Source organism: Raineyella fluvialis (genome assembly GCF_009646095.1).
Lineage (GTDB): Bacteria > Actinomycetota > Actinomycetes > Propionibacteriales > Propionibacteriaceae > Raineyella > Raineyella fluvialis.
Genome location: NZ_CP045725.1, coordinates 762,817 through 789,191, shown reverse-complemented (window position 1 = coordinate 789,191; position 26,375 = coordinate 762,817). Strand labels below are relative to the sequence as shown.

At 70.3% G+C, this 26,375-nt stretch carries 23 protein-coding genes, 1 tRNA gene and 3 pseudogenes; 17 read left to right on the top strand and 10 right to left on the bottom strand.

The window, feature by feature from the left end; genetic code table 11:
* The first annotated feature begins 19 nt into the window (after positions 1 to 19).
* Positions 20 to 889, top strand: coding sequence for a VIT1/CCC1 transporter family protein (locus tag Rai3103_RS03600; protein WP_153571430.1), 870 nt, complete (start codon positions 20 to 22; stop codon positions 887 to 889).
* Here the strand turns inward: Rai3103_RS03600 and Rai3103_RS03595 are convergent.
* Entirely contained in the window at positions 876 to 1,679 is an 804-nt protein-coding gene (locus Rai3103_RS03595) for an alpha/beta fold hydrolase (protein ID WP_194793251.1), read from the bottom strand. The genes Rai3103_RS03600 and Rai3103_RS03595 overlap by 14 nt on opposite strands.
* Before the next feature lie 85 nt (positions 1,680 to 1,764).
* On the opposite strand from Rai3103_RS03595, the gene Rai3103_RS03590 reads away from it, so the two are divergent.
* Genes Rai3103_RS03590 through Rai3103_RS03570 form a run of 5 tightly spaced genes read left to right on the top strand, consistent with a single transcriptional unit; the run spans position 1,765 to position 5,796 of the window.
* Positions 1,765 to 2,610 (top strand): SDR family oxidoreductase, encoded by an 846-nt coding sequence (locus Rai3103_RS03590; RefSeq protein ID WP_153571428.1) that lies wholly within the window; start codon positions 1,765 to 1,767, stop codon positions 2,608 to 2,610.
* 48 nt (positions 2,611 to 2,658) lie between these two features.
* Positions 2,659 to 3,477 (top strand): ABC transporter ATP-binding protein, encoded by an 819-nt coding sequence (locus Rai3103_RS03585; RefSeq protein ID WP_153571427.1) that lies wholly within the window; start codon positions 2,659 to 2,661, stop codon positions 3,475 to 3,477.
* On the top strand, positions 3,474 to 4,136 hold the full coding sequence (locus Rai3103_RS03580) for an ABC transporter permease (protein WP_153571426.1): 663 nt from the start codon (positions 3,474 to 3,476) through the stop codon (positions 4,134 to 4,136). Before Rai3103_RS03585 ends, Rai3103_RS03580 begins: the two co-directional genes overlap by 4 nt.
* Positions 4,133 to 4,822, top strand: coding sequence for an ABC transporter permease (locus Rai3103_RS03575; protein ID WP_153571425.1), 690 nt, complete (start codon positions 4,133 to 4,135; stop codon positions 4,820 to 4,822). The genes Rai3103_RS03580 and Rai3103_RS03575 overlap by 4 nt, the downstream gene beginning before the upstream one ends.
* A gap of 47 nt (positions 4,823 to 4,869) precedes the next feature.
* Positions 4,870 to 5,796, top strand: coding sequence for an ABC transporter substrate-binding protein (locus Rai3103_RS03570; protein WP_153571424.1), 927 nt, complete (start codon positions 4,870 to 4,872; stop codon positions 5,794 to 5,796).
* A 115-nt stretch (positions 5,797 to 5,911) separates the two neighbouring features.
* Here Rai3103_RS03570 and Rai3103_RS03565 read toward each other — a convergent pair whose 3' ends face one another.
* A complete protein-coding gene (locus Rai3103_RS03565) occupies positions 5,912 to 6,892 on the bottom strand; it encodes a pirin family protein (protein ID WP_153571423.1) in 981 nt (326 codons plus the stop codon).
* A 120-nt stretch (positions 6,893 to 7,012) separates the two neighbouring features.
* Between Rai3103_RS03565 and Rai3103_RS03560 the strand changes: the two genes are divergently transcribed.
* From Rai3103_RS03560 to Rai3103_RS03550, 3 genes are all read left to right on the top strand, one after another.
* Entirely contained in the window at positions 7,013 to 7,660 is a 648-nt protein-coding gene (locus Rai3103_RS03560; RefSeq protein ID WP_153571422.1) for an SDR family oxidoreductase, read from the top strand.
* Between the two features lie 17 nt (positions 7,661 to 7,677).
* Positions 7,678 to 8,577 carry a 1,4-dihydroxy-2-naphthoyl-CoA synthase gene (locus tag Rai3103_RS03555; RefSeq protein ID WP_153571421.1) on the top strand — a complete coding sequence of 300 codons (900 nt, stop codon included), beginning with the start codon at positions 7,678 to 7,680 and terminating at the stop codon, positions 8,575 to 8,577.
* Positions 8,578 to 8,664: 87 nt separating this feature from the next.
* A complete protein-coding gene (locus tag Rai3103_RS03550; RefSeq protein ID WP_153571420.1) occupies positions 8,665 to 9,057 on the top strand; it encodes a hypothetical protein in 393 nt (130 codons plus the stop codon).
* On the opposite strand, the gene Rai3103_RS03545 is transcribed toward Rai3103_RS03550, so the two are convergent.
* The 3 genes and pseudogenes from Rai3103_RS03545 to upp all read right to left on the bottom strand — a co-directional run bounded on the left by Rai3103_RS03545 (position 9,038) and on the right by upp (position 10,828).
* A complete protein-coding gene (locus Rai3103_RS03545; RefSeq protein ID WP_228489135.1) occupies positions 9,038 to 9,484 on the bottom strand; it encodes a DoxX family protein in 447 nt (148 codons plus the stop codon). The genes Rai3103_RS03550 and Rai3103_RS03545 overlap by 20 nt on opposite strands.
* 161 nt (positions 9,485 to 9,645) lie before the next feature.
* On the bottom strand, positions 9,646 to 10,089 hold the full coding sequence (locus tag Rai3103_RS03540) for a hypothetical protein (RefSeq protein WP_153571419.1): 444 nt from the start codon (positions 10,087 to 10,089) through the stop codon (positions 9,646 to 9,648).
* Positions 10,090 to 10,187: 98 nt separating this feature from the next.
* A pseudogene (gene upp / locus Rai3103_RS03535) lies at positions 10,188 to 10,828 on the bottom strand (uracil phosphoribosyltransferase).
* A 130-nt stretch (positions 10,829 to 10,958) separates the two neighbouring features.
* Here upp and Rai3103_RS03530 point away from each other — a divergent pair.
* The 3 genes and pseudogenes from Rai3103_RS03530 to Rai3103_RS03520 all read left to right on the top strand — a co-directional run bounded on the left by Rai3103_RS03530 (position 10,959) and on the right by Rai3103_RS03520 (position 12,196).
* Positions 10,959 to 11,582 carry a tRNA adenosine deaminase-associated protein gene (locus Rai3103_RS03530; RefSeq protein ID WP_153571418.1) on the top strand — a complete coding sequence of 208 codons (624 nt, stop codon included), beginning with the start codon at positions 10,959 to 10,961 and terminating at the stop codon, positions 11,580 to 11,582.
* Between the two features lie 35 nt (positions 11,583 to 11,617).
* Positions 11,618 to 12,051 (top strand): annotated as a pseudogene (tadA, locus tag Rai3103_RS03525) (tRNA adenosine(34) deaminase TadA).
* 57 nt (positions 12,052 to 12,108) lie between these two features.
* A tRNA-Ser gene (locus tag Rai3103_RS03520) sits at positions 12,109 to 12,196 on the top strand.
* 53 nt (positions 12,197 to 12,249) lie between these two features.
* Here Rai3103_RS03520 and fdhD read toward each other — a convergent pair.
* Genes fdhD through Rai3103_RS03500 form a run of 4 tightly spaced genes read right to left on the bottom strand, consistent with a single transcriptional unit; the run spans position 12,250 to position 14,843 of the window.
* Positions 12,250 to 13,083 carry a formate dehydrogenase accessory sulfurtransferase FdhD gene (fdhD, locus tag Rai3103_RS03515; protein WP_153571417.1) on the bottom strand — a complete coding sequence of 278 codons (834 nt, stop codon included), beginning with the start codon at positions 13,081 to 13,083 and terminating at the stop codon, positions 12,250 to 12,252.
* A 49-nt stretch (positions 13,084 to 13,132) separates the two neighbouring features.
* Entirely contained in the window at positions 13,133 to 13,960 is an 828-nt protein-coding gene (locus Rai3103_RS03510; RefSeq protein ID WP_153571416.1) for an oxidoreductase, read from the bottom strand.
* An 11-nt stretch (positions 13,961 to 13,971) separates the two neighbouring features.
* Positions 13,972 to 14,508 (bottom strand): LytR C-terminal domain-containing protein, encoded by a 537-nt coding sequence (locus Rai3103_RS03505; protein WP_153571415.1) that lies wholly within the window; start codon positions 14,506 to 14,508, stop codon positions 13,972 to 13,974.
* Between the two features lie 41 nt (positions 14,509 to 14,549).
* A complete protein-coding gene (locus tag Rai3103_RS03500) occupies positions 14,550 to 14,843 on the bottom strand; it encodes a type II toxin-antitoxin system VapB family antitoxin (RefSeq protein ID WP_153571414.1) in 294 nt (97 codons plus the stop codon).
* Between the two features lie 142 nt (positions 14,844 to 14,985).
* On the opposite strand from Rai3103_RS03500, the pseudogene Rai3103_RS03495 reads away from it, so the two are divergent.
* From Rai3103_RS03495 to Rai3103_RS03480, 4 genes and pseudogenes are all read left to right on the top strand, one after another.
* A pseudogene (locus Rai3103_RS03495) lies at positions 14,986 to 15,912 on the top strand (magnesium transporter MgtE N-terminal domain-containing protein); the annotation flags it as partial.
* Positions 15,913 to 16,154: 242 nt separating this feature from the next.
* On the top strand, positions 16,155 to 16,340 hold the full coding sequence (locus Rai3103_RS18945) for a CBS domain-containing protein (protein WP_153571412.1): 186 nt from the start codon (positions 16,155 to 16,157) through the stop codon (positions 16,338 to 16,340).
* Positions 16,337 to 17,632, top strand: coding sequence for an Nramp family divalent metal transporter (locus Rai3103_RS03485; protein ID WP_228489134.1), 1,296 nt, complete (start codon positions 16,337 to 16,339; stop codon positions 17,630 to 17,632). The genes Rai3103_RS18945 and Rai3103_RS03485 overlap by 4 nt, the downstream gene beginning before the upstream one ends.
* 15 nt (positions 17,633 to 17,647) lie before the next feature.
* Positions 17,648 to 18,430 (top strand): DUF427 domain-containing protein, encoded by a 783-nt coding sequence (locus tag Rai3103_RS03480; RefSeq protein ID WP_153571411.1) that lies wholly within the window; start codon positions 17,648 to 17,650, stop codon positions 18,428 to 18,430.
* A 334-nt stretch (positions 18,431 to 18,764) separates the two neighbouring features.
* Here the strand turns inward: Rai3103_RS03480 and Rai3103_RS03475 are convergent, their stop codons facing one another.
* Positions 18,765 to 20,525 (bottom strand): FGGY-family carbohydrate kinase, encoded by a 1,761-nt coding sequence (locus tag Rai3103_RS03475; RefSeq protein ID WP_153571410.1) that lies wholly within the window; start codon positions 20,523 to 20,525, stop codon positions 18,765 to 18,767.
* Positions 20,526 to 20,755: 230 nt separating this feature from the next.
* Here Rai3103_RS03475 and Rai3103_RS03470 point away from each other — a divergent pair, with 230 nt between their 5' ends.
* Complete coding sequence (locus Rai3103_RS03470; RefSeq protein ID WP_153571409.1) at positions 20,756 to 26,284, top strand: ATP-binding protein; 5,529 nt, start codon at positions 20,756 to 20,758, stop codon at positions 26,282 to 26,284.
* Positions 26,285 to 26,375: the final 91 nt, after the last annotated feature.

The following is a 26,375-nucleotide window of genomic DNA, read 5'->3' as shown; positions in this document are numbered from 1 at the left end:
CCGCAGCGAAAGGCGCCTCATGATCGACAGCACTCCCCAGCCCCCGCCTCGGGACGAGGGGGACTCCGGCGTGGACGAAGCCACCCGCGCCGACGAGGCCGCCCGGATCGGCCCCGAGGCCGAGGCGCGGGCCGTCGAGGAATCGGACGCGGTCGTCCAGTCGGCCACCGCCGCGCACCCCAGCGGTGCTCCGGAGCCGCATACGTCCGAGGTAGCCGGCAAGCTGAACTGGCTCCGGGCGGGGGTGCTCGGCGCGAACGACGGCATCGTCTCGATCGCCGGCCTGATCATCGGTGTGGCCGCGGTGAACCCGGGCGCGACGAGTGCGATCCTCGTCGCCGGCGTCGCGGGACTGATTTCCGGCGCGGTGTCGATGGCCCTGGGTGAGTACGTGTCCGTGTCCACCCAGCGCGACACGGAGAAAGCGCTGATCGAGAAGGAGACGTACGAGCTCGAGAACTACCCCGACCAGGAGTTCGCCGAACTTGTCGGGCTGTACCGCCACCAGGGCCTGTCGAAGGAGACCGCGACCCGGGTGGCCCACGAACTGACCGCCCACGACGCCCTGGGCAGCCACCTGCACATCGAACTGGGCATCGACGAGGACCAGTTGACGAACCCCTGGCAGGCGGCGATGGCCTCCGCCATCGCGTTCACCGCCGGTGCGGTCCTGCCCATCCTGGCGATGTTGGTGACCCCGCTGCCCATGGAGCGGATCCCGGTGACCTTCGGCGTCGTGCTGCTGGCGCTGGCCCTCACGGGGGTCCTCAGCGCCCGGCTCGGCGGTGCTCGCAAGGGTCCGGCGGTCGTGCGGCTGCTCGTGGGTGGTGGCCTGGGGATGGCGATCACCTACGGCATCGGCACCCTGCTGGGGGTCAGCGCGCCCTGATCGAGCGCAGGTAGAGGGCGTGCAGGGCCCCCGCGACGGCGGCCGGGGCCTCGACATGGGCGAAGTGACCGGCTTCGGGGACCTCCACCAGATCGACATGGGCGAGGTGGCCGGCCAGGTGGCGCGCTTCGACGGCCCCGGTCATGCCATCGTGTTGGCCGCGGAGCACCAGGGCCGGGGCGCTGATCATCTCCAGCGTGCGGAGCCGATCCGGGCGGGCGGCCATCGCCCGCTGGGCCCAGGCGATCCCCTCCCGGGGAGCGTTCTCCAGCGCCTGGCGGACCGCTTCGACGACCTGGGGCCGGTGGGCGAGCGTGACCGGGCTCAGCCCCGCCTGGACGAGTCCCAGCACGACGGCGCTGCCCTCCTCACCTTCGGCCTGGCTCGCCATCGCCAACCGGTTCGCCATCGCCTGCTCGCTGTCCGCCTCGGCCTTGGTGTCCAACAGGCCCAGTCCGGCGATCACCGCGGGGCGCGCGGCGGCGATCGCCAACGCCGCATAGCCGCCCATCGACAATCCGGCGATGACGGCGCGGTCCACGCCGAGCTCGGCGAGGTCGGAGACGACCGCCTCGGCGTACGCGTCCAGTGACGGTTCCCCGGGCAGGAGCGGGGAGGCGCCGAAACCGGGCGCGTCGACGGTGAGGACCGGCAGGTCGTCGAGTTCCGCCACCACGTCGTGCCACATCGAGGAGTCGAAGGGGAAGGCGTGCAGGAGTACCAGCGGGAGAGCGTCGATCGACCCCTCGGCGGCAGTTGTGCCATGGCGTTGCCAGGCGAGTTTCGTCATGGGCTCCATCGTGCCAGTCCGCACAATCGAGGGATATGCCTTTCGAAGGGTGGTGTGATGACCCTCGTGCGCCTACCGTGGCCCCATGATCGCTGTGACCGGAGCCACGGGGCAGCTCGGCGGCAGGATCGCCCGCCGTCTCGCAGATGCCGGAGTCAGGCAGCGTCTCCTCGTCCGTGACGTCCGCCGCGCACCGGTCCTGCCGGGCGCAACCGCGGTCACCGCGTCCTACTCCGACGCCGAGGCGGTCCGCCACGCACTGCGGGGCATCGACACCGTGTTGATGATCTCCGCCTCGGAGTCCGAGGACCGGCTGCAGCACCATCTCGCCTTCGTCCGCGCCGCGCGTGCCGCAGGGGTGGGTCACATCGTCTACACCTCGTTCTTCGGTGCCGCTCCCGAGGCGACCTTCCGGCTGGCCCGTACGCATTGGCACACCGAGCAGGCGCTGAAGGCCGCAGGGCCGGCCTGGACCTTCCTGCGTGACTGTCTCTACGCCGATTTCCTGCCGGGCATGGTCGAGGACGACGCCGACGGGGGCGTGATCCGGGGTCCGGCCGGCAGCGGCCGGGTCGCCGCGGTCGCCCAGGACGACATCGCCGACGTGGCCGCAGCGATCCTGCTGCGCCCCTCGGTTCACGCCGGGCGTACGTACGATCTCACCGGGCCGGAGGAGCTCGGCCTGGCCGACATCGCCCGGGTCCTCTCCGAAGCCCAGGGCCGGCCGATCCGGTATGAGGAGGAGAGCCGCGAGGAGGCGTACGCGTCCCGGTCGCACTACGGGGCGCCCGACTGGCAGATCGAGGCCTGGGTGTCGACGTACGAAGCGATTGCGAAGGGAGAAATGGGGCCCGCTACGAACGACGTGGCCACTGTGCTGGGACGGCCGGCGACCGCCGTGAAGGACCTCTTCCCCCGACAGCGGGGCTGATGTCGGCGGGCTGTGCTTGACTAGGCGCCACTCCATGACAGGAGGACCATGATCCGGTTCGACCACGTCCACAAGCGTTTTCCCGACGGCACGGTCGCTGTGGCGGACTTCTCGCTCGAGGTGCCCTCACACCAGGTCGGGGTGCTCCTCGGGTCGTCGGGGTGCGGCAAGACGACACTGCTGCGGATGGTCAATCGGATGGTCGATCCCACCAGCGGGGCCGTCTGGATCGACGACGTCAAGGCGACCGACCTCGACCCGGTCGCGCTGCGCCGCAGGATCGGGTACGTCATGCAGAGCGCCGGACTGCTGCCGCATCGGACCGTGGCCGACAACGTGGCGACGGTTCCGCTGCTCGAGGGCGCCGATCGCAGGACGGCGCACCGGCGTGCCCATGAACTCCTCGAACTCGTCGGACTCGACGCCGGGTCGCTGGCCCGTCGTTATCCCTCGCAGCTCTCGGGTGGGCAGCGCCAGCGGGTCGGTGTGGCCCGCGCGCTGGCCTCCGACCCCAACATCCTGCTGATGGACGAGCCCTTCGGCGCCGTCGACCCCGTCGTGCGCCGCGACCTGCAGCACGAGTTGTTGCGGATCCAGTCGGAGCTCGGCAAGACCATCGTCTTCGTCACCCACGACGTCGACGAGGCCTTCCTGCTCGGCGATGAGATCCTCGTGCTCCGCACCGGCGCCGAGATCGCGCAGTCCGGCACGGCCGAGCAGATCATGGCGCATCCGGCCGACGACTTCGTCGCCGAGTTCATCGGCGGGGCCCGGCGCCGGCTCCACACCGAGGACCGCGACGGGGTGCTGGCGGTTGTCGATGCCGACGGGCGCCTCACCGGCTACGCCGAGGACTGGGCGGGCTGATCGTGCGGTGGGCACTCGAGAACGCCGGCCAGATCTGGTCGCTGACGCTGAACCACCTCGTGATCGCCGCGCCGCCGATCGTGTTGTCCCTCGTGCTGGCCATCCCGTTGGGCTGGTGGGCGCATCGGCACGGGACGGTGCGCCAGGTGCTGCTCACCGGCAGCGGCTTCCTGTACGCGCTGCCGTCGCTGCCGCTGTTCGTCATCCTGCCGGTGCTGATCGGCACGCGGATCCTCGACCCGCTCAACGTGGTGGTGGCGCTGACCCTGTACGGCCTGGCGTTGATGGTGCGGACGGCGACGGAGGCCTTCGACGCGGTCGACGGGACCGTCCGGGAGAATGCCGTCGCGGTCGGCCACAGCCCCGCCCAGCGCTTCTGGCGGGTCGACCTGCCGCTCGCGGGACCACCACTGCTCGCCGGGCTGCGGGTGGTCAGCGCCTCCACCCTGTCCCTGGTCTCCGTCGGCGCCCTGATCGGCGTGCGCTCACTGGGCTACTTCTTCACCGACGGGTACACCCGCAGCTTCGTCACCGAGATCGCCGTCGGCATCCTCGGCACGGTCGTGCTGGCGCTGGCCTTCGATGCGCTCCTGGTGCTCGGTGGTCGGATCCTGCTGCCGTGGGTCAGAGCCACCGACACCCGGACGGGGGCCGCATGAGCTTCGTCCTCGCCGCCTTCGCCTGGATGGTTGACCCGGCTCACTGGGGCGGTCCCGGCGGTATCGCCGACCGGCTCATCCAGCACCTGCTCTACTCGGTGCTGGCTCTGGTGGTCGCCGCCGTGATCGCGCTGCCGCTGGGGTTGTGGATCGGTCACACCGGTCGCGGCCGGACGGTGGCGATCGGGCTGTCGGGTGCGCTGCGGGCACTGCCCTCCCTGGGGCTGCTGACCTTCCTCACCGTGGCGATGGGCGTCGGCATCAACCAGGTCCTGCTGCCGTCCACGATCGTGCTGGCCGTGCTCGCCGCGCCGCCGATGCTGGCCGGGGCGTACGCGGGGGTCGAGGCGATCGACCACGACGTGATCGACGGGGCCCGCGCCGTCGGGATGAGTGAACGACAGATCGTCACCGGGGTGGAGATGCCCCTAGCCGCGCCGATGATCCTCGGAGGCATCCGGTCGGCCACCCTGCAGGTGATCGCCACGGCGACGATCGCCGCCTACCTCGGCCTCGGCGGGCTGGGTCGGTTGATCCTGGACGGCCTGCCGGTGCGGGACTACCCCAGGATGCTGGCGGGTGCCCTGCTCGTCACCCTGCTCGCCCTGGTGATCGACGCAGTGCTCACCCTCCTGCAACGACTGCTGACCACCGCCGGCGTCCGCGCCGCGATCGGCTCCGGTTGATCCGGAGCAGCACCTCCCCACCCCGCACGACAACAGGAAGGAAACCCATGAACCGCCCCGTACGCGCCCTGGCGTTGGTCGCCGCGCTCACGCTCGCCCTGGCCGGCTGCGCCACCTCCAACCCGACCTCCAGTGGTTCTCCCTCGTCCTCCGCCGCCGCCGGCACCGTCCGGGTCGGCTCGGCGAACTTCCCCGAATCCGAGATCGTTGCCGAGGTCTACGCCCAGGCGCTCGAGGCCAAGGGGGTCAAGGTCGAGCGGCACATGCAGATCGGTGCCCGTGACATCTACATCGGCGCCCTGAAGGACGGCTCGATCGACCTGGTGCCCGAGTACACCGGCAACCTGCTGCAGTACTTCGACGCCAAGACGACCGCGAAGACCCCCGACGAGGTCAACAAGGCGCTGTCCACCGCTACCCCCTCCGGCTTCTCCGTCCTCACCCCGGCACCCGCCGAGGACAAGGACTCCTACAACGTCACCAAGGACTTCTCGCAGAAGAACAACATCACCTCGCTGGCCGACCTGGCGGCCTACTCCGGCAAGCTCAAGGTCGGTGGCAACCCGGAGATGGCCGAGCGTCCGTACGGGCCGAAGGGGCTCACCGCGACCTACGGGGTGGCGTCCGACCGGATCAGCTTCACCGCGATCTCCGACGGCGGTGGCCCGCTGACCGTGAAGGCGCTCAAGGACGGTCAGGTGGACCTGGCCGACATCTACTCGACCACCCCGGCGATCAAGGACAACGGGTTCGTCACCTTGGCCGACCCGAAGAACATGATCATGCCGCAGAACGTCGTCCCGCTGATCAGCGCCAAGGCGAACTCGGCGACCGTCTCCGACACCCTGAACAAGGTGTCGGCGGCCCTCACCACCGATGACCTGCTGGCGATGAACGGCCGCAACCAGGGCTCGGACAAGGCCTCCCCGGCCCAGGTGGCCAAGGATTGGCTGAAGCAGAAGAACCTCGTCTGACCAGAGGAGAGACAACGACCCCCGGCGGCCTGGTGGGCCGCCGGGGGTCGTCGGTCGCCGGGGAGGGGCAGAGTGGATACGTCCCCGGCGGGTCCTGGTGGGTGGTCAGTACCGGTCAGTACTGGCCCTTGCCGTGGTAGGGCCGCAGGCCGTCCACCGGCACCTGGCCGAGGCGGCCGTGCTGGAAGTCCTCGAAGGCCTGCATGATCTCGGCGCGGGTGTTCATCACGAACGGGCCGTACTGCACCACCGGGTCACCGATCGGCTGGCCGCCGAGCAGCAGTACCTCCAGGGTCGGCTCCTTACCGGACTGGACGGCGTCCGCAGCGATGGTCAGCCGATCCCCCTCGCCCATCACGGCCAGCTGGCCGACGTGGACCGGCCTGGCGTCGCCGCCGACGGTGCCTCGCCCGGCGAGGACGTAGACGAGGCTGTTGAAGTCCTTGCGCCACGGCAGCGACAGACGCTCACCCGGATTGATCGTCGCGTGAGCCATCGTGATCGGCGTGTGCGTCGAGCCGGGGCCGACATGGCCGTCGAGGTCACCGGCGATCAGCCGGACGAGGGAGCCGGCGTCGGAGGAGGCGAGCAGGCCGACCTGGCCACCCTCGAGGTTCTGGTAGCGCGGCGCGATCATCTTGTCCTTGGCGGGCAGGTTGACCCACAGCTGGATGCCGTGGAACAGGCCGCCGGAGTCGACCAGTTCGGCGGGCGGGGTCTCGATGTGCAGCACGCCCTGGCCCGCGGTCATCCACTGGGTGGCGCCGTCGGTGATCATCCCGCCACCGCCGTGGGAGTCCTGGTGCTGGAAGCGCCCGTCGAGGATGTAGGTGACGGTCTCGAAGCCGCGGTGCGGGTGCCAGTCGGTGCCCCGGGCCTCGCCCGGCGCGTACTCGACCTCGCCCATCTGGTCCATGTGGACGAAGGGGTCGAGCAGCTCGTGGGGGACGCCGGCGAACGCCCGGCGGACGGGGAATCCCTCGCCCTCGAACGAGCTGGGCGCGGTCGTCACGGCCAGGGCGTGACGTTCCGTCTCGTCCGGACGTGCGGGGGTGATGCGTGGCAGCGACAGGGTCTCGGCGGTCACGGCAGGCATGGCTACTCCTCGGATGGATCCCGCCCGGGACGGGCGGTGACTCCATAACAGTTGACCGCTCAATCATATTCCCTGCTCCGGGGGCGGGGAAAGGGCGTGCCATCCGGGTAGCGTGAGTGCATGGCAACGATCCTGATCATCGGTGGGCACGGCAAGGTGGCGCTGCGGCTCGCTCCGTTGCTCACCGCGCATGGGCACCGGGTGCTCTCATGGGTGCGGAACGAAGAGCATGTCGCCGAGGTCCGCGCCACCGGCGCGGAGCCCGTCCTCGCTGACGCCGAGCTCCTGGACACCGAGGCGATGGCTCAGCGGATGGCGGGCGTGGACGCCGTCGTCTGGTCCGCCGGTGCCGGTGGCGGAGACCCGACCCGGACGTACGCGGTGGACCGCGATGCGGCCATCCGATCGATCCGGGCCGCCGAGCAGGCCGGCGTACGGCGCTACCTGATGGTCTCCTGGGCGGGATCGGTGCCGGACCTCGGGATCCCCGCCGACAGCTCGTTCTTCCCGTACGCCGATGCCAAGCTGGCTGCGGACGACGCGCTGCGCGACAGCGACCTGGACTGGACGATCCTCGGGCCCGGCACTCTCACCCTCGACGAGCCCACCGGACGGATCGAGACCGGGGTCGGCTCCGGGCGACCGACGTCGCGGGCGAACGTCGCACTCGCCATCCGGGAGGCGCTCGACGAGCCGGCCACCTTCGGTAGGTTCATCCCGTTCGCCGACGGTGAGGTGCCGATCGCGGAGGCTTTCGCCGCGCTGTGAGGGGCTAGGTTGGGCCCATGACGCAATCGTGGGATCCCGCACTGTGGGAGCCGGTGGCCGGCTTCGATGACTTCACCGACATCACCTATCACCGGGCCAAGGACGTGCCCGCGGTGCGGATCGCCTTCGACCGGCCGGAGGTGCGCAACGCCTTCCGGCCCCAGACCGTGGATGAGCTCTACCGGGCCCTTGACCATGCCCGGATGAGCTCCGACATCGGCTGTGTCCTGCTCACCGGCAACGGCCCCTCACCCAAGGACGGCGGCTGGGCCTTCTGCTCCGGTGGTGACCAGCGGATCCGCGGCAAGGCCGGCTACCAGTACGCCGAGGGGGAGACCGCCGAAACCGTCGATCCGGCAAAACTCGGCCGCCTGCACATCCTTGAGGTCCAGCGACTGATCCGCTTCATGCCCAAGGTCGTCATCGCGCTGGTCAACGGCTGGGCCGCCGGGGGAGGCCACTCCCTGCACGTCGTCTGCGACCTGACGCTGGCCAGCCGGGAGCACGCGCGGTTCAAGCAGACCGATGCCGACGTCGGCTCCTTCGACGGTGGCTTCGGGTCGGCCTACCTCGCCCGCCAGGTCGGGCAGAAGGTGGCTCGGGAGATCTTCTTCCTCGGCGACACGTACGACGCCCAACGCGCGTACGAGATGGGCACCGTCAACAAGGTCGTCGACCATGACCAGCTCGAGGTCGAGGCCCTGGACTGGGCAAGGAAGATCTGTGCCAAGTCGCCGACGGCTCAGCGGATGCTGAAGTTCGCCTTCAATGCGATCGACGACGGGATGGTCGGCCAGCAGATCTTCGCCGGCGAGACGACCCGGTTGGCGTACATGACCGACGAAGCGGTGGAGGGCCGGGACTCGTTCCTGCAGAAGCGGGATCCGGACTGGTCTGCCTTCCCGTACTACTACTGACACAAGATGCCGACACGCTGACGCCATCCTGCGGCACGGAACACCCCGTCGAGTTGCCGCGGGGAGATGGCTGACTAGGGTCGAGCCATGGCTGAGAACACCGTCCCCACGTCCCTGCACCGCCTCCGCATCAGCGCGAGCGTGACCGCCGTCCTCGTCCTCGTCCAGTTGGCACTGGGCGTGACCCTGGCGACCCGTATCGGCGGCCACGCGATCAGTGAGATCCATGGCGGTGTCGGCTATCTCAGCCTGCTCGCGAGCGCGGTCACCGCCGTCTTCGCCTGGCAGGCGGCGAAGCTGGTCGGCTCGAAGGGCATCTTCTTCCACGCCGTGTCGCTGCCGGTGTTGATGATCGTTCAGATCGGCCTGGCCGAGATGCGCGCGGTCGTCGTGCACATCATCCTCGGCGTCCTGATCGTCGCCGGCGTCGCCGCCCTGGTGCCGATGGTCAACAAGCAGGTCACGAAGGTCGCCGCCTGAGCCGGCGCAGGATGAGGGCGTCGAGGCTCCAGCGTCCGGCGCCCACCGCGACGGCCAGCGCGCCGGCGGCCAGCCCGAGGACCGTCTCGTAGCCGCCGTTGCTGGCGAACAGCCCGTACGGCAGGTGGACGAGGACGAGCAGGGCCAGCATGTCGGCCACCAGCAGCGCGCCGGCGACCGTGGTGAAGAGCCCGAGCAGGAGCGCCACGCCCGCGACCAGTTCGACCACCGTGCTCACCGGCGCGGCAACGCTGGTGAGCGGCACGCCCTGCTCGTGCAGGACGTGGGCGGTGCCGGGAAGGGTCCAGGTCAGGAGCTTCTGCAGACCGTGGGCGATGAAGATCGCCGCCAGGGCCAGCCGGGTGACCAGGAGGCCGAGGTCACGTACGACGTCCGGCGGTCGCAGCAGCGAACTGAGGAAGGACAACGGGCGCTCCTTGCGGTGGGGGCCGGCACGAGTCGTTCGACCATAGGCACCCGGCTGCGGACGCGTCCAATCCGTTGTCGTTGCGTCGGCCTGTTTCCACAGGAACGCGAAGGGGGTCGAGGGTGCGAGCCCTCGACCCCAATGCCCTGGGTAGGGCGGCTTCAGCCGACGGGCTGGGCGTGGCGCTGATGACGGGCCACGTGCGGTTCGGCCGCCTCGGCCCTCGCCGCCGCGCGAGCGGTGAGTTCAGCCATCGCCACCAGGACGAAGGCGTTGATGCCGTGCAGGAGGCCGAGGTAAGGCGTCACGGACAGACCGCCGATCCCCAACAGCACCTGCAGTACGGCGGAGGCCAGGGTGAGACCGGCCCACAGCCGTCCGGTCCGGGCGATCAGGGCCAGCACGAGCAGGATCAGGGCGGCCGCCGGGATGACGAACATCCCGACCATGCCGTGCATGATCGCCCCGAGCGGTGGCGTCGCCGTCGCTCCCGGATTGGCACTCTGGGCCGTGATCTCCTCGGCGACGCTCCAGACCGCGACGGCGGCTTGGAACACGACGAGGAGGGCGATGAGGTGGGACAGGTACTTGAGGGTGTTCTTCATGTCATCCCCTAGACATGTGACGAGGGCACAGGTCTCTGTGACCCAGTTCACATTTTCTCCCCTCAGCCCCCTGGGGAAGGTGACGATTCGGTCTCGATTCAGTCCGTCAGCCCGTACAGCCGATCGCCGGCATCGCCCAGGCCCGGCACGATGTAGCCGTGCTCGTTGAGCCGCTCGTCGACCGCGGCCACCACCAGGTGACACGGCACGCCGAGGCTGTCACACACCTCCCGGACATGCTGGATGCCCTCGGGAGCGGCGAGCAGGCAGATCGCGGTGACGTGGTCCGCGCCCCGATTGACCAGGAACTTGATGGTCCCGGCCAGTGATCCGCCGGTGGCCAGCATCGGGTCCAGGACGTAGCACTGGCGCCCGGAGAGGTCCGCGGGGAGCCGTTCGGCGTACGTCACCGGCTGGAGCGTCTGCTCGTTGCGCGCCATCCCGACGAAGCCGACCTCGGACGTGGGGAGCAACCGGGTCATGCCGCCGAGCATCCCCAGGCCCGCGCGCAGGATGGGCACCACCAGGGGTTCGGGGGTGGACAGCCGGACGCCGGGGCCTCCTGGATGGGGGTCCGGACGGTGCAGTGCTCGACCCGTACGTTACGGGTGGCTTCGTACGCGAGCAGGGTGACGAGTTCGTCGGTGAGCTGGCGGAAGACCGGCGACGCCGTCGAGGAGTCGCGCAGCAGGGTCAGCTTGTGTGCCACCAGGGGATGATCGACCACATGAAGTTCCACGCCCCTCAGGGTGTCACATCCGCGCCGCCGGTGAGGTCGCGGCCCCAGGGTTCCCCCCGCTGGGGTTCGGCTGTCGCCGCTCGTGGATCTCTGAGAGCATAGGGTGGCTATGGGCGATCAGGAGGTTGGCGTGTCTGACTACGACGACGAGGAACTCGACGACCTCGACCTCGATTCCGAGGACGAGCTTGACGACGATGACGATCAGTTCGAGGACGACGACATCGACGAGGACGATGACGACGACTACGAGGAACTCGACGACGCCACCGATGAGGACGTCGATTTCGTGGTCGCCGCCTACCGCGAGGACGGGCATCCGGTCGTCGTCGCCCTCGACCTGGTGAAGGCCAACGACCTCGACGAGATGATCAACCACCTGCGCAGGTTGCCGGGCGAGGCCGGGGCAATGGGCATGTTGTCCCTCGTCGAGGAGGTCTTCGTCATCGTCCGTGTCCGCGGGGCGGTCGTGCAGGTCTTCCTGTCCGATGGTGCGGCGGCCGACGAGTGGCCGATCGCCCGCGACATCCTCGACTACCTCGGCCTGGACGAGGCCCCCGGTGCCGACGACGACGAGATCGTGCCGGTCGGCGACTCCGAGATCCTGCGGGACCTCGGTGTGGGCGACTTCGACCTCGAACAGCTCGCCGAGGACATCGACACCTCCAGCGATGAGGCGCTCCTCCAGCTCGCCGACCGGATCGGGATGGGCCCGCAGGTGCGGTCCACCGTCCAGGAGGAGTTCGAGGACTGACCGCCACGATCCCCGACGGCGGCTGGCGCGGCCCGATGCTGCGGGCCCTCGAGGAGGCGTCGCGCGCGCCCGGTCACGGCGACGTCCCGATCGGCGCGGTCCTGCTGGGCCCCGATGGTGAGCTGCTCGCTGTCGGACACAACGAGCGGGAACTGCACGGCGACCCGACCGCCCATGCCGAGATCGTCGCCATCCGGCGCGCCGCGCAGACGGTGGGGAGTGGCGGCTCGAAGGGTGCACTCTCGTCGTCACCCTGGAGCCTTGCACGATGTGCGCGGGAGCGATCGTCGGCGCCCGGATCGCCCGTCTCGTCTTCGGGGCGTACGACCCCAAGGCCGGCGCCGTCGCGTCGCTCTGGGACGTGGTCCGCGACCCCCGGCTCAACCACCGACCCGAGGTGACCGGGGGCTTCATGGCGGAGGAGTGCGCCGCGCCGTTGCTGGCGTTCTTCGAGGGGCAGCGGGGCTGATGTCTCGCCCTTCGCCCGATTGGCACCCGGAGGCCACCTCGTTGTAATGTTCTCGACGGTGACGTGTCTGAGCGGCCGAAGGAGCTCGCCTCGAAAGCGAGTGTAGGGAGACCTACCGTGGGTTCAAATCCCACCGTCACCGCCATCGGAACAGCCCGGGTCCTCCTCGTGAGGGTCCGGGCTTTCTGGCGCTCGGGCTCAGTGCAGGTGCTCTGCGCCTGAGTAGACGTTCATCCGGCCCTCCCGGACGAACCCGGTCAGCGTCATCCCGGCGTCCTCGGCGAGCTCGACCGCCAGCGACGACGGTGCGGAGATGGCTACCACGGTCGGGATACCGGCCACCATCGCCTTCTGGATCAGCTCGAACGACGTACGCCCCGACAGCACGAGCACCGCGTCGTGCAGCGGCAGCCGATCACGCAGCATCGCCCAGCCGATGGCCTTGTCCGCGGCGTTGTGACGGCCGACGTCCTCCCGGGCCACGAGCAGCTCGCCGTCGGTGCTGAAGATTCCCGAGGCGTGCAGGCCGCCGGTGGCCGCGAATTGCCGCTGGGCCTGGCGGAGCCGCTCCGGCAGCACCGCCAGTAGGGCCGGATCGACGGGCGTACGATCCGCCGGCAAGGGCCAGGGCGACCGGGTGCGGATCGTGTCGATGGACGCCTGGCCGCAGACCCCGCACGAGGAGGTCGCCACCGTCGAGCGCCGGGGCTCGGGCATGGCGACCCCCGGGGCCAGGGCGAGGCTGAGCACGTTGTAGGTGTTGACGTCGGTGCCGGTCTCGTCGGACATCACCGAGCCCTCGCAGTAGCGGGCGGTTCGGATGTCCTCCGCCGAGGTGATGATCCCCTCGGACAGCAGGAAGCCGTGCACCAGTTCGATGTCGTGCCCGGGAGTACGCATCGTGACGGCCCATGGTTCACCGTTGAGGCGGATCTCCAAGGGCTCCTCGACCACCAGGGAGTCGATCCGGGTCCTGGTCGTCCCGCCAGGCTCGATGGTGGTGATGCGGCGGCGCTGCGTCACTCGTCCCATGGTCGGAGTCTAGGTACTCCTCAGGGGTGAGCGGTAGGTTTCGCCCCGGTCAACGGGCGTGGTAGAGCAGCCCCGTGACGGCGTCGACCGCCTTGGTCGGCAGGTACTTCCCGGCGATCATGATGGCCGCCGCACGCCGACCGACGGGGTAGCGGGCCGACGGCTTCTCATTCAGGGCCGCCGTGACGATGACCTCCGCGACGCGAGAAGCCGGCACCGCGAGGATGCTGGAGTTCATCGCCTTCAGCGCCCGGCGGGTCGCCTTCGCCTGCTTGGCGTACGGGGTGCCCTTCGACGACGCGACCAGCGAGTTGGCGGCGATGGCGTTCCACTCGGTGCGGACCGGGCCCGGCTCGACCAGGATGATGTCGACGCCGAAGGGCTTCATCTCCATCCGCAGGCAGTCCGACAGCCCCTCCACCGCATGCTTGGAGGCGTGGTACCAGCCGCCGTACGGTTCGGCGACGTAACCGGCGATCGACGACACGTTGATGACGCGGCCGCGGCGGGCGGCGCGCATGTGGGGGAGGACGAGTTGGGTCATCCTCGCCAGCCCGAAGACGTTCACCTCGAACTGGGCCTTCGCGTCGGCCATCGCCACGGTCTCCACCGCACCGAAGGCACCGAACCCGGCGTTGTTGATCAGTAGATCGACCCGGCCCTGCTCGGCGACGACGCCCTCGACGAGGTCCTGCATCGACCGGTCGACGGTGAGGTCCAGTGCCCGGGTACGGATGCCGCTGCGCTCCAGTCCCTTCATCCGGTCCGTCCGCCGCGCCGCGGCGTAGACGGTGAAGCCGCGCTCGTTCAGCTGGTGGGCGGTGAGCTCACCGATTCCGGACGAGCCGCCGGTGACGATGGCGACAGGAGCGGTCATGAAAGATCCTTTCAGCGGGAGGGTGACGCCGACGGTGACGGCAACGCCGGGAGGCACACCGATCCGACGTCCACCGCGATGGCCGCGGCGGCCTTGTCCTTCATACCGCCGAACTGATCGCCCACGACGACCCGGACCAGGTGGTCGGTCATCTTCGTGTCGGCCCGCACCTCGGCCTTGGGGAACTGGGCGGCCACGAGCTTCACCTCGGGCGCGTCGACGGCATACCCGAGCACCACGATGTCCTGGGTGGAGACGGTGGTCGAGTTGCCGATGCTCGAGACGACGAACTTCTGGCTCGTCAGCGAGCGTGCGACCTGGCTGGCCAGTCCCCGCTTCGTGCCGGAGTTGTCCACCGCGACGGTCACCTGCTGGGAGAGCAGCTTGCCGTCACGCACCTGCTGGGGAACACAGGGCGCCGGTTGCGCGGCGGGCGGTGGCTTGAGGATCTCTTGCCAGGCCCAGAGGGTGCCGAGGGCGACGACCGCGATGAGGGCGAGCAACACCAAGGGCGTGCGGGCGGCCCGCCACAACTTCTGGGCGTCCATCGCGGGCTCCTCGCGGGGTGGTGATCGGGGTGAACGGGATCTTAGGTGAGTTCGAGCACCCGCGCATGCATTGTCTGACGTTGCTGGAGCGCCGCCCGCAGGGCCCGGTGCAGACCGTCCTCCAGGTAGAGCTCGCCGTGCCACGAGACGACATGGGCGAACAGATCGCCGTAGAAGGTGGAGTCCTCCTCCAGCAGCGCCTCCAGGTCCAGCGTCCGCTTGGTCGTCACCAGTTGGTCGAGCCGCACCTGGTGCGGAGGGATGGCGGCCCACTGCTTCTGGACGTACCCGTGGTCCGGGTAGGGACGGCCATCACCCACGCGCTTGAAAATCACATGCCCTACGTTACGTGCCGCGCCGGGTCGATCGGGAAGGCCACCGCGGCGAAGGCCACCCTGTTAGGAAGATGTGACACTGGGCCGCCGGGTCGCCACTCCCGGAGCCCCGGGGGATTGGCCAGTCGGGGAGGGGGAGAGGATGATCGTCCGTGGCGCCGGAACGGGTGCCGCAAGCCCAGCGAGGGAGGCAGCAGACATGGAATCTCCACGCCGACAATCCGTCGCACGTCGCGAAGTCTCCGGGCTGCTGGTCTCTGTGGCCGGGTTGGTCGGCCGCCCGGTCCGCGGGGTGGACGGGGCCCCGGTCGGGCGTCTGGACGACGTCGTCGTGCTCGCCGGTGATCCCCACCCGCCGGTCGTCGGTTTCACCGTACAGATCGGACCGCGCCGGGTCTGGCTGCACGGCCGGGACGTGGCCGGCGTCGAGCAGGGCCAGCTGCGGCTGCAGGCGGCGAAGTTCGACCTGCAGGACGTGCGCCGTCGCCCGCTGGAGATCCAGCTCTACCACGACGTCGTCGACCACCAACTGGTCGACCTGCACGGGGTCCAGGTGGTCCGGGCCTCCGACCTCTATCTCAGCGACGTCGGCGACGGCTGGCGGCTGGTGGCCGTGGACACCTCCTGGACCACCTTCCTGCGCCGGGCCCTGCCGGGGAGCCGGGGCCGGCACCCGTCGCCGTCGGTCGTGCTGGACTGGGCCGGCATCCACTCGATGGCCGTCTCGGAGGAGAAGGGCGTCCAGATCGACGTCCCGAACACCCAGCTCCGGCTCCTCACGCCGGCCGACCTCGCCGACCTGCTGGGCGATCTGGGCCGCAGCGAGCGGCAGGAGCTGATGGACGACCTCGACACCGAGGACGCCGCCGACGCCCTGGAGCTGATGTCCGCCGAGGACTCCGCGAGCGTGCTCGGCGACGTCGACGTCGAACGGGCCGCCGAACTGCTCGCCACGATGGAGCCGGACGAGGCCGTCGAGGCCCTGCGTGAACTCTCCAGTGACGAGCGGGAGACCCTGCTCGAGGCGCTGGCCGAGGAGGACGAGGGGGAGCTGCGTTCCCTGCTGGGGTTCGACGAGGACACCGCCGGCGGCATGATGACGTCGGCGATGCTGGTCGTCCCAGCCGACTCGACAGTGGCGGACGCGGTGCGGGCCCTGCGCGAGGCGCGCGGCGACTCGGGCCAGTCGGACGTGGTGCTCCTCGTCGACGACGCGGGTTCCCTGGTCGATGACGTCAGCGCCCTCGACCTCCTGGGCGAGGACCCCGCTCGTCCGCTGGCCGAGCTCATCGGGGCCCCTGGCCCACCACCGTGCCCGCCGACGCGCCGCTGGACGACGTCGTGGAGGCCGTCCAGAGCAACACCGGGGCCTCAGTCGTCGTGGTGGACGAGGACAACCGGCCGCTCGGCCGGATCCTGGCCGACGACCTCATCGACGCCCTAGGCCAGATCGAACGCCGCTGGCCGTGGCAGCGCTTCAAGGGAGGGAACGCATGAACACCCTGACGCAACAGGTCGAGACGACCGAGGAGGCCGGGACCACCAGGGTCGGACGCCTGCGCCGGATGGCCATGAGTGCTACCGCCCTGGGGGCCGTGGTCGGCCCAGGCCTCATCGCCGGCCTCTCGGACGACGATCCCGCCGGCATCACCACGTACTCCTCGCTGGGCGCCTCGTACGGCTACGAGTTGCTCTGGGTCCTGGTCGTCTCGACCATCGCCCTCATCCTCTTCCAGGACCTCGGCGCGCGGATCGGTGTGGTGACCGGGCAGGGCCTGGCGGGCCTGATCCGGCAGCGCTACGGTGCCAGGGCGGGGGTGCTGAGCATTGCCGCCCTCGTCGTCGCGAACATCGGCACCACCACCGCCGAGTTCGCGGGCATCGCCGCCGGCACCGAGATCTTCGGGGTCTCCCGCTACATCTCCGTGCCGATCGCGGCTATCGCGGTGTCGATGCTGGTGCTGCGCGGTGGCTTCCGGGGCGTGGAGCGGGTGCTGATCGTCCTCTCAGCGGTCTTCCTGGCGTACGTCGGCGCGGGTTTCCTCTCCGGTCCCGACTGGGGGGCCGCCGTGCAGGGCATGGTTGTCCCGCGGATGCCGCTCACCCGCGACGCCGTCCTGATCATCACCGCGACCTTCGGCACCACCCTGGCACCGTGGGGCCTGGCGTTCATCCAGTCGTACGCGGTCGACAAGAAGCTCGGCACCAAGGAACTCGGCCTGCTGCGGATCGACGTTGTCACCGGGGCCATCCTCACCGGCGTCATCGGCTTCTTCGTCGTCGTCGCCACCGCCGCCACGATGCACGCGCACGGGATCGAGATCACCGACGCCGCCAGCGCCGCCGTGGCCCTCCAGCCGCTCGCCGGTCCACTCGCCGAGATGCTCTTCGCCGTGGGGCTGCTCGGTGCCGCACTACTGGCCGCCTCGATCCTGCCCTTGTCGACGGCCTACTCCGTCTGCGACGTCGCCGGTCGGCCGGCCGCGTTGGACGACAGTCCGCGCGAGGCGCCGCTGTTCTACGGGACCTTCGCCGCAGTGACCGTGGTCGGGGTCGTGCTGGTCCTGCTGCCGGGGGTCTCCCTGGTTCCCATCCTCGTGCTCACCCAGGTGCTCAATGCGGTCCTGCTACTGCCGCTGCTTGCCTACATGGCCGGCATCGCGCGCGACTCACGGCTGATGGGGACCTACGTCGCCGGGCGGGCGGTGACGTCGGTCTACTACATCGTCATCGCCCTGGTCGTGGTGTGCATCGCGGCGATGCTGTGGCTGACCTTCTTCGGCCAGTGAGGTCACACTGGGGGCATGGCCACTCGCGTACAGGACCTGCTCGCCGGAGCCCGGGAGCAGCTGCGCTTCGAACCGACGCCGAAACGGATCAGGGCTCTGTCCGGGGACCGAACCGTGGTGGACAGCCGGGCCGCCGTCCTCGTCTGGGAGCCCCGGCGGGTGGTGCCGTCCTACGCCGTGCCTGAGGCCGACCTCGTCGGGGATCTCGTCCCCGACGAGCGGCCGGCCCCGGAGGGCAGGCCGGGTATCCTCACCCCGCGGGACCCCTTCACCCTGCACAGCACTCCGGGTGGGTCGCTGACCGTACGACTACCGGAGCGCGACCTGGTCGGCGCCGCCTTCCGACCGGCGGACCCCGACCTGGCCGGGATGGTCGTCCTCGACTGGACCGCCTTCGACCAGTGGCTCGAGGAGGACCAGCAGGCGATAGGAAGTCCGCGCGACCCGTTCTCGAGGATCGACTGTCTGCCCACCGACCGGCACGTGGTGGTCAGCCATCGCGGGCTGGTCCTGGCGGACACCAGGCGGGCGATCGTGCTCTTCGAGACCGGACTCAGCCCTCGGTACTACATACCCCGCGAGGACGTCGCCACCGACCTGCTGGTGCCCACCGATTCCCACACCGTGTGCGCCTACAAGGGCCGGGCCTCGTACTGGTCGGCGAGCGTGGGTGACGAGACCCTGCCCGACGTCGTCTGGTCGTACGAGGAGCCGCTGCACGACGGGCTCCCGGTCAAGGGCCTCCTGGCGTTCTACACCGAGCGGCTCGAGCTGACGGTCGACGGCGTGGGACTGTGACGCCTCGAGGTGGCACGGGTCATTGATTTAGTTTTGTAGGAGTCATAAACTGAGGCTGTCGAAGGGGAAGGTTCCGGGACACCGGGCCGACCCCTTCTGTCATGTCGCCGATCTGCCGACCGACGACAAACCCGTAAGAAGGAGACAGTCATGCAGGATCGTCAGGAGACCTCGAAGAAGTCCTTCACCGAACTCTGGATGGACGGGTTCCGCGAGATCGCTGAGGCCCAGTCCAAGGCCCTGGAACACGGCGTGCGGTTCTGAGCCGCCGCCCCCGAGACGAAGGGCTACCCCCCGGCGGGACCGATCTGCGGAGGGCGTAGTATTTACCACGTCAAAGGGGCACGAACCGGTTCACCGGGGAGGCCCCTTTTGCATGTCCCGGTGATGTCGGATCCGGGAGCGTACGAGAAGGAGAACCCCATGCAGGACCGCAACGAGACCCCCAAGAAGTCCCTCGTCGACATCTGGCTGAACGGCTTCCGTCAGCTGGGCGCGGAGCAGGCCAAGTCCACCGACTACGGCGTGCGTTTCTGAGATTTCCTGGTGGCGGACAGCGCGGTCCGTCAACCGACATCCACAGGGCTGGAGACCGACAGGTCTTCGGCCCTTTTCGTGTCCCTGGCCCGTAGGCCGCCAGGGCGTGCTGGATCCCGCTGGTGGCCTCGTACAGCTGGCGGTAGAGCCCGTACAACTCCTCGTACGCGGGCTCGGGGCAGGGCTCGATGATGCGGACGACGGGGTTCCACTCCGCCACCGCGGGGACATCGGTGACCAGCCGGGCGGCCAGGTGGGCGTCGCCGTACGAGGCGCCGATGGTGACGCGGGTGATCTGCTGCGGCAGGCCGGTGATGTCGCTGACGAGCTGGGCCGACAGGGAGGAGCGCACCCCGCCGCCCACCGCCACGGCCCGGTCCGGTCCGACTCCCGCCTCCCGGAACGCCTCCAGATGGTGGCGGACGGCGTAGCCGACCGACTCGAGGGTGGCCCGGAACAGGTCCCCGCGGGTGTGGCGCACGGTGAGCCCGCAGATCGTCCCCCGCGCCCCAGGGTCGAGGATCGGCGTCCGTTCCCCGTCGAAGTACGGCAGCATCAGTAGCCCCCGTGCCCCCGGCCCGGAGGCCGACGCGTCGCAGGTGAGGCTGTCGTACGTCGAGGAGCCGAGCAGGTCCCGCATCCAGGCGGTGATGGCGCCGGACGTCCCCATCCCGCCGGACAGGCTCCAGCGCCCCGGCTCCAGGCCGGGACTGCCCCAGATCATCGGGTGGCGGACCCGATGATCCTGCGTGGCGACGAGACACATCGTCGTCCCGTACATCACCATCAGGTCCCCGACATCGGTCGCGCCGACGGAGTACGCCTCGGCCCAGGCGTCGATGCTGCCGACGGTGACCGGGGCCCCGGCCCGCAGGCCCGGCACGCCTGCGGCGACGGCGGAGGTGACCTCGCCGGCGCGGTCACCGGCCCAGGCGAGCCGCGGGAAGGTGATGCCCGGGGCGACCAGCTCGCACCGGTCGGGATACCAGTCCAGCCGACCGGAGTCGTAGAGCGGGGTGCACTGGCCTGCCGACTGGTGGTCGAGGACGTACTCGCCCGTCAGTCGCTGCACCAGCAGGCTTGCCGGCATGTGGAAGGTCCGCGCCGACGCGTACGCCTCGGGTCGGTGCTGGCGGAACCAGGCGAACTTCGGGCCGACGGACTGTGTGGAGAGGTAGGAATCCCCGGTGCGGTAGATCTCGTCGGCACCGAAGAGGTCCTCCAGTTGCCGGATCTGCTCCACCGATCGGGAGTCCACGCCGTACAGGGCGGCGGAGGCGACGCCGTGTCCCTCGTCGTCACACAGCATCAGTGTCGGTCCCATGCCGGAGACGCCGACGGCGGCGAAGCCCTCGGGGGCGTGCAGGCTCAGCTCCGTGCAGAGGTCGACGAACTCGGCCCACCACATCTCGCCGTCCATCGACACCTGTCCGGGCTGGTCACGCTCGACCCCGTGCAGGCGGGTGGCGGTGCCCAGGATCCGTCCGTCGAGGCCCAGGGCGACCGCTTTCGTGCTGGACGTCCCGATGTCCACTCCGAGCACGACACCGTTGCACATGGCCCCAGTCTGCCAGCCGGTCAAGACGGCCGATACCGGGCCGGAGGCGTTCCGCAGCATGGCCCGGCGACGGTGTGGGAATCCGACAAAGGTTCTCGGGTCGATTTTGGATCGGCCGCGGCGGAAGGGGGTTCTGCGGCCGGAAGGCCCCGTCCGGGCTGGCGGATCACCGCGCCGGAGTGTCAGTCTCCTCAACGTCAGCGTCCGCCGCCCGAGCAGAGGAGAACCCCGTGTTCCAGCGCATCGCGATCGTCAACCGTGGTGAGGCCGCCATGCGGCTCATCCACGCCGTCCGCGACCTGAATGCCGAGCGGCCCGACGAGCCACCGATCACCACCATCGCGTTGTACACCGACGCGGAACGTACGGCGATGTTCGCCCGTGAGGCGGATGAGGCGTACTCGATCGGCCCCGCCAGCGGGCGCCCGTACCTCAACCACGCACTGCTGGCGAAGACCCTGCAGGACGTACGTGCCGACGCGGTCTGGGTCGGCTGGGGATTCGTCGCCGAGGACGCCGGCTTCGCCGACCTCGTCGAGAGCCTCGGCATCACCTTCATCGGCCCCAGCGGTGACGCGATGCGCAAGCTGGGCGACAAGATCGGCAGCAAGCTCATCGCCGAGGAGGTCGGCGTCCCCGTCGCGCCGTGGTCCCGCGGTGGTGTCGACACCCTGGACGAGGCCCTCGCAACAGCCGACCGGGTCGGCTACCCGCTGATGCTCAAGGCGACCGCCGGTGGTGGCGGTCGCGGTATCCGCAAGGTCGAGTCGGCGGCGGATCTCGCCGACGCCTACCAGCGGACCCGTGACGAGGCGGAGCGTGCCTTCGGCTCCGGTGTGGTGTTCCTGGAGAAGCTGGTCACCGGCGCCCGCCACGTCGAGGTGCAGATCATCGCCGACGGCCAGGGCACCGCCTGGGCGATCGGTGTGCGCGACTGCACCGTCCAGCGGCGCAACCAGAAGGTGGTCGAGGAGTCGGCCTCCCCGCTGCTCACCCCCGAACAGACCGACGACCTGAAGGCCTCCGCCGAGCGGCTCGCCCTGGCCGTCGGCTACCGGGGTGCCGGCACCGTCGAGTTCCTCTACCAGCCGGTGGAGCGGCAGTTCGCGTTCCTCGAGGTCAACACCCGCCTGCAGGTCGAGCACCCGATCACCGAGATCACCAACGAGTTCGACCTCGTCAAGGCGCAGATCCACGTCGCCGGCGGTGGCCGTCTCGTCGAACGGCCGACCGAGTCCGGTCACGCCGTGGAGGCCCGGCTGAACGCGGAGGACCCGGATCGGGACTTCGCCCCCGCTCCCGGACGCATCACCCGGCTCGACCTGCCGGCCGGCCCCGGCATCCGCGTCGACACCGGCGTCGCCGAGGGCGACACCATCCCCGCCGACTTCGACTCGATGATCGCCAAGATCATCGCCTTCGGCCGCACCCGCGCCGAGGCGTTGGGCCGGTTGCGCCGCGCCCTCGCCGAGACGACCGTCGTGATCGACGGCGGTGCCACCAACAAGAGCTTCATCCTCGAACTGCTCGACCGCCCCGAGGTCACCGGCCACCCGCTGGCCGACGGCAGCACGCCCGACTGGGCGGACACCGGCTGGATCGACCGGACCCGGGCCGCGGGCGGCCTGGTCGCCGACCAGCATTCCGGCATCGCCCTGGTCGCCGCGGCCATCCAGGCCTACGACGAGGACGAGGCGGTCGACATCGCCCGCCTGCTCGAGACCGCGTACGGCGGCCGTCCCCAGTGGCAGTCTTCGCCGGGCCGGTCGGTCGACCTCAAGCTGCGCGGCGTCGTCCACATCGTGACCGCCTGGAAGACCGGCCCGGACCGCTACCGTGTCAGCGTCGGCGATCAGGTCGTCGACGCCCGGGTGGGCCGGCTCGACGACGTCCACGGGCGGATCACCGTCAACGGGCACACGTACCGGCTGGCGACCGCCACCCACGGTCCGGTGCAGCTCGTCGAGGTCAACGGCGTCACCCACCGGGTCAGCCGCGACGAGGGCGGCGTCGTCCGTTCCCCCGCGCCGGCACTCGTCGTCGCCACCCCCGTCGCCGTCGGTGACGTCGTGGAGGCCGGGGCCCCGGTGATCGTGCTCGAGTCGATGAAGATGGAGACGGTCCTGCCGGCACCGTTCACCGCCCGGGTCAAGGAACTGCAGGTGATGACCGGCAGCCAGGTCGAGACCCTGGCCCCGCTGATCCGGCTGGAGCCGATCGGGGACACCGACGAGGTCGCCGCGGCGGCCGAGACCGGCGTCGTCGAACTGCCGGCGCCCCTCAGCGAAGCCGATCCGGCCGCGCTCGCGGACGCCCTGCGGGCGGATCTGTCCGCCTCGTTGCTGGGTTACGACGTCGACCCCGCCGCGCAGACGCTGCGGCGTTACCTGCAGGCCCGTGATGCGGCCCGCGACGCCGGTGCGGATGTGCTGGCGGGGGAGATCGAGCTCGTCGGGCTGTTCGCCGACCTCGCCGCGCTGAGCCGTAACCGCCCGTTCGGTGAGCAGGCGGGTACCGAGCTGCGCATCCACTCCGACCGCGAGTACTTCCACCAGTACCTGAGGAGTCTGGACTCCTCCCGCGCCGGCCTGCCCGCCCAGTTCACCGCGCGGCTGACCCGCGTCCTCGCCCACTACGGCGTCGACTCCCTCGACCGGACGCCCGCTCTTGAGGCGGCCGTCGCCCGGATCTTCGCCGAGCTGCAGCGGCTGCCGCGCGATGTCCAGAAGGTGCTGGCGGTGCTCGATCGCTGGATCGGGGAGCCGGCCCCCGAGGCCTCGGTCGGCGCCACCGCCCGCGCCGAACTGGAGCGGCTCGTCCGCGCCACCCAGCGTCGTTTCCCCGCCGTGGGTGACCTGGCGCGCTCGGTGCGGTTCCGGTGGTTCGATCAGCCGCAGGTGGACGCGGAGCGCGACGACGTCCTGGCCCGCGCCCGGGCCGAGGTCGCCGCGCTGGCCGCCGATCCCCAGGCCGAGGACTACGCCGAGCGCATCGAGGAGCTGGCGGCAGTGCCCGAGCGGGTCGTCCCGTTCCTGGCCGAGCGGCTCGCCCGCGGGGTGCCCGCGCACGAGCCGATGCTCGAAGTGCTGCTGCGGCGTCGCTACAGTGACCACGAACTCTCTGACCTGGTCCCCGCCACTGTCGACGGCCGCGCGGTCGTCACCGCCCGGTGTGTTCTGGACGGCCAGCCGACCATGCTGCTGTCCTCGCTGGGGCGCGCCGACGAATTGAGCGCCGGTGGCCCGGTCGCGACGATGGTCGCCGACCTGCTGACGCGCCGTGGGCCCGATGAGGATGCCGCCGTCGGTCTCTACGTGTTGTGGCCCCGGGCCATCGACCTGGACGAGGCGGCCGCCGAACTGTGTCCGGTGCTGTCCGGCTGGGGATGGCCCGACCGGCTGCGCCGCGTCGTCGTCGGTCTGTGCACCGCCGAGGGTGACGTCGACTACCTCACCTTCCGCCCGGCACCCGAGGGTGGCGCCGGCCTCGTCGAGGATGCCAGGCTGCGCGGCCTGCACCCGATGGTGTTCCGCCGCCTGGACCTGTGGCGGCTGCAGAACTTCGACTACACCCGGCTGCCCGCGCCGCGGGGGGTGCTGCTGTTCGACTGCGTCGCCCGGTCCAACCCGGCCGACCGGCGCCTCGTGGCGCTGGCACAGGTCCGCCAACTCGCGGCGGTCCGCGACGAGGAGGGGCGCCTGATCGGCATCCCGCACGCCGAGCGCGCGGTGGAGAACTGCCTGGAGGCGATCCGCCGCACGCGCAGCTCGATGGGGTCTGCCGGTGGCCGGCTGGACATGAACCACGTCTGGGTGCGGGTCTGGCCCGAGGTCGAACTCGACCTGCGTGACGTGATGGCGCTGCGGCACAAGATCACCCCGCTCAGCGACGGAACCGGCATCGAGGAGGTCGTCACCCACGGCTCGTTCGTCCAGCCGGGCGACGGCGTCGTGCCGCTGGCGATCCGCTTCCACACCCGGCCCGGTGGCGGGGTGACCGCGTCGGTCGAGGCGCCGCCCTCGGAGCCGCTCAAGCCGCTCGACGACTACACCGCCAAGGTGCTGCGGGCCAAGCGGCGCGGCCTGGTCTACCCGTACGAGCTGGCCGGTGCGATGGCCGACGGCGGCTCCGTGGTCGAACTCGACCTCGACCCCGGCGTCGGAGCCGGTGAGCCCGACCGGCTGGTGCCGGTCGAGCGCCCGTACGGTCAGAACACGGCCGGCATCATCGCGGCCCGCGTCACCACACCGACCGCCGTCCACCCCGAGGGCGTCACCCGGATCCTGCTCTGCGGCGACCCGACCAAGGGACTGGGTGCGCTCGCCGAGCCCGAGTGCCGCCGCGTCATCGCGGCGCTCGACCTGGCCGAGGCGGAGGGTGTCCCGATCGAGTGGTACACGCTCAGCTCGGGCGCGCGGATCTCGATGGATTCCGGCAGCGAGAACCTGGACTGGGTCGCCGCGGCACTGCGCCGCGTCGTCGAGTACACCCAGGCCGGTGGCGTGGTGAACGTCGTCGTGGCCGGCATCAACGTGGGCGCCCAGCCGTACTGGAACGCCGAGGCCACGATGCTCATGCACACCAAGGGCATCCTGGTCATGACGCCGGACTCGGCGATGGTGCTGACCGGCAAGCAGTCGCTGGACTTCTCCGGGGGCGTGTCCGCCGAGGACAACTTCGGCATCGGTGGCTACGACCGGGTGATGGGGCCCAACGGGCAGGCGCAGTACTGGGCGCCGGACCTCGGCTCGGCCTTCGGCATCCTGCTGGGGCACTACGACCGTACGTACGTGGCGCCGGGCGAGGCCGGGCCGCGGAAGGCGCCGACGTCCGACCCGAGCGATCGGGACGTGTCCGGCTTCCCGCACCCGTTCGGCACCGACTTCTCCACGGTCGGCGAGATCTTCAGCGCTGAGCACAACCGTGACCGCAAGAAGCCGTTCGACATCCGTACGGTCATCGCGGCGGTCTGCGACCAGGACCATCCGCGGGTCGAGCGCTGGGCCGGGATGGCGGACGCGGAGACCGCCGTCGTCATCGACGCCCGGGTAGGTGGCCACTCCGTCTCGGTGCTCGGGATCGAGTCCACGCCGGTCAAGCGGGCCGGCTTCCCGCCCACGGACGGCCCGGACACCTACACCGCGGGCACCCTGTTCCCGCAGTCGAGCAAGAAGGTGGCCCGTGCGCTCAACGCCGCCTCCGGTAACCGGCCGGTGGTCGTGCTGGCGAACCTGTCAGGCTTCGACGGGTCGCCGGAGTCGATGCGCAACCTGCAGTTGGAGTATGGCGCCGAGATCGGGCGGGCGATCGTCAACTTCGACGGGCCGATCGTCTTCGTCGTCATCTCCCGCTACCACGGCGGCGCGTTCGTCGTGTTCAGCAAGCGGCTGAACGAGAACATGACCGTGCTGGCGCTCGAGGGCTCGTACGCCTCCGTGATCGGCGGCGCCCCCGCCGCGGCGGTGGTCTTCGGCCGGGACGTGGACAAGCGCACCGCGGCCGACCCGCGGATCGCCGACCTGGAGACCCGGCTGCGCTCGGCCGCCCCGGCCGAGCGGGCCGAGCTCCAGCTCGAACTGGACGATCTGCGCCCGGCCGTCCGCGCGGAGAAGATCAGCGAGGTCGCGGCGGAGTTCGACGGCGTCCACGACATCTACCGTGCCGTGCGGGTCGGCTCCGTCGACCGGGTGATCAGCACCGCCGAGTTGCGCCCGGCCATCGTGGCGACGATCGAGGACTACCTGGCCACCCACGGCTGAGAGCTGAGTAGGCGTGCGGGCATCTGCTCAGATCCTGGGCAGGTGCCTGACACGCTGCGGGTGACTCGGGTTGAGTCGGAGGTGTTCCTGT

Excerpts from the sequence above, each read along its gene's own strand:
- Rai3103_RS03540 (WP_153571419.1), bottom strand. The coding sequence starts at position 10,089 with ATGAAGAACACCCTCAAGTACCTGTCCCACCTCATCGCCCTCCTCGTC.
- Rai3103_RS03555 (WP_153571421.1), top strand. The coding sequence starts at position 7,678 with ATGACGCAATCGTGGGATCCCGCACTGTGGGAGCCGGTGGCCGGCTTC.
- Rai3103_RS03565 (WP_153571423.1), bottom strand. The coding sequence starts at position 6,892 with ATGCCTGCCGTGACCGCCGAGACCCTGTCGCTGCCACGCATCACCCCC.
- Rai3103_RS03560 (WP_153571422.1), top strand. The coding sequence starts at position 7,013 with ATGGCAACGATCCTGATCATCGGTGGGCACGGCAAGGTGGCGCTGCGG.
- Rai3103_RS03585 (WP_153571427.1), top strand. The coding sequence starts at position 2,659 with ATGATCCGGTTCGACCACGTCCACAAGCGTTTTCCCGACGGCACGGTC.
- fdhD (WP_153571417.1), bottom strand. The coding sequence starts at position 13,083 with ATGGGACGAGTGACGCAGCGCCGCCGCATCACCACCATCGAGCCTGGC.
- Rai3103_RS03480 (WP_153571411.1), top strand. The coding sequence starts at position 17,648 with ATGGCCACTCGCGTACAGGACCTGCTCGCCGGAGCCCGGGAGCAGCTG.
- Rai3103_RS03595 (WP_194793251.1), bottom strand. The coding sequence starts at position 1,679 with ATGACGAAACTCGCCTGGCAACGCCATGGCACAACTGCCGCCGAGGGG.
- Rai3103_RS03505 (WP_153571415.1), bottom strand. The coding sequence starts at position 14,508 with ATGGACGCCCAGAAGTTGTGGCGGGCCGCCCGCACGCCCTTGGTGTTG.
- Rai3103_RS03550 (WP_153571420.1), top strand. The coding sequence starts at position 8,665 with ATGGCTGAGAACACCGTCCCCACGTCCCTGCACCGCCTCCGCATCAGC.
- Rai3103_RS03475 (WP_153571410.1), bottom strand. The coding sequence starts at position 20,525 with ATGTGCAACGGTGTCGTGCTCGGAGTGGACATCGGGACGTCCAGCACG.
- Rai3103_RS03575 (WP_153571425.1), top strand. The coding sequence starts at position 4,133 with ATGAGCTTCGTCCTCGCCGCCTTCGCCTGGATGGTTGACCCGGCTCAC.
- Rai3103_RS03485 (WP_228489134.1), top strand. The coding sequence starts at position 16,337 with ATGAACACCCTGACGCAACAGGTCGAGACGACCGAGGAGGCCGGGACC.
- Rai3103_RS03600 (WP_153571430.1), top strand. The coding sequence starts at position 20 with ATGATCGACAGCACTCCCCAGCCCCCGCCTCGGGACGAGGGGGACTCC.
- Rai3103_RS03510 (WP_153571416.1), bottom strand. The coding sequence starts at position 13,960 with ATGACCGCTCCTGTCGCCATCGTCACCGGCGGCTCGTCCGGAATCGGT.
- Rai3103_RS03570 (WP_153571424.1), top strand. The coding sequence starts at position 4,870 with ATGAACCGCCCCGTACGCGCCCTGGCGTTGGTCGCCGCGCTCACGCTC.
- Rai3103_RS03590 (WP_153571428.1), top strand. The coding sequence starts at position 1,765 with ATGATCGCTGTGACCGGAGCCACGGGGCAGCTCGGCGGCAGGATCGCC.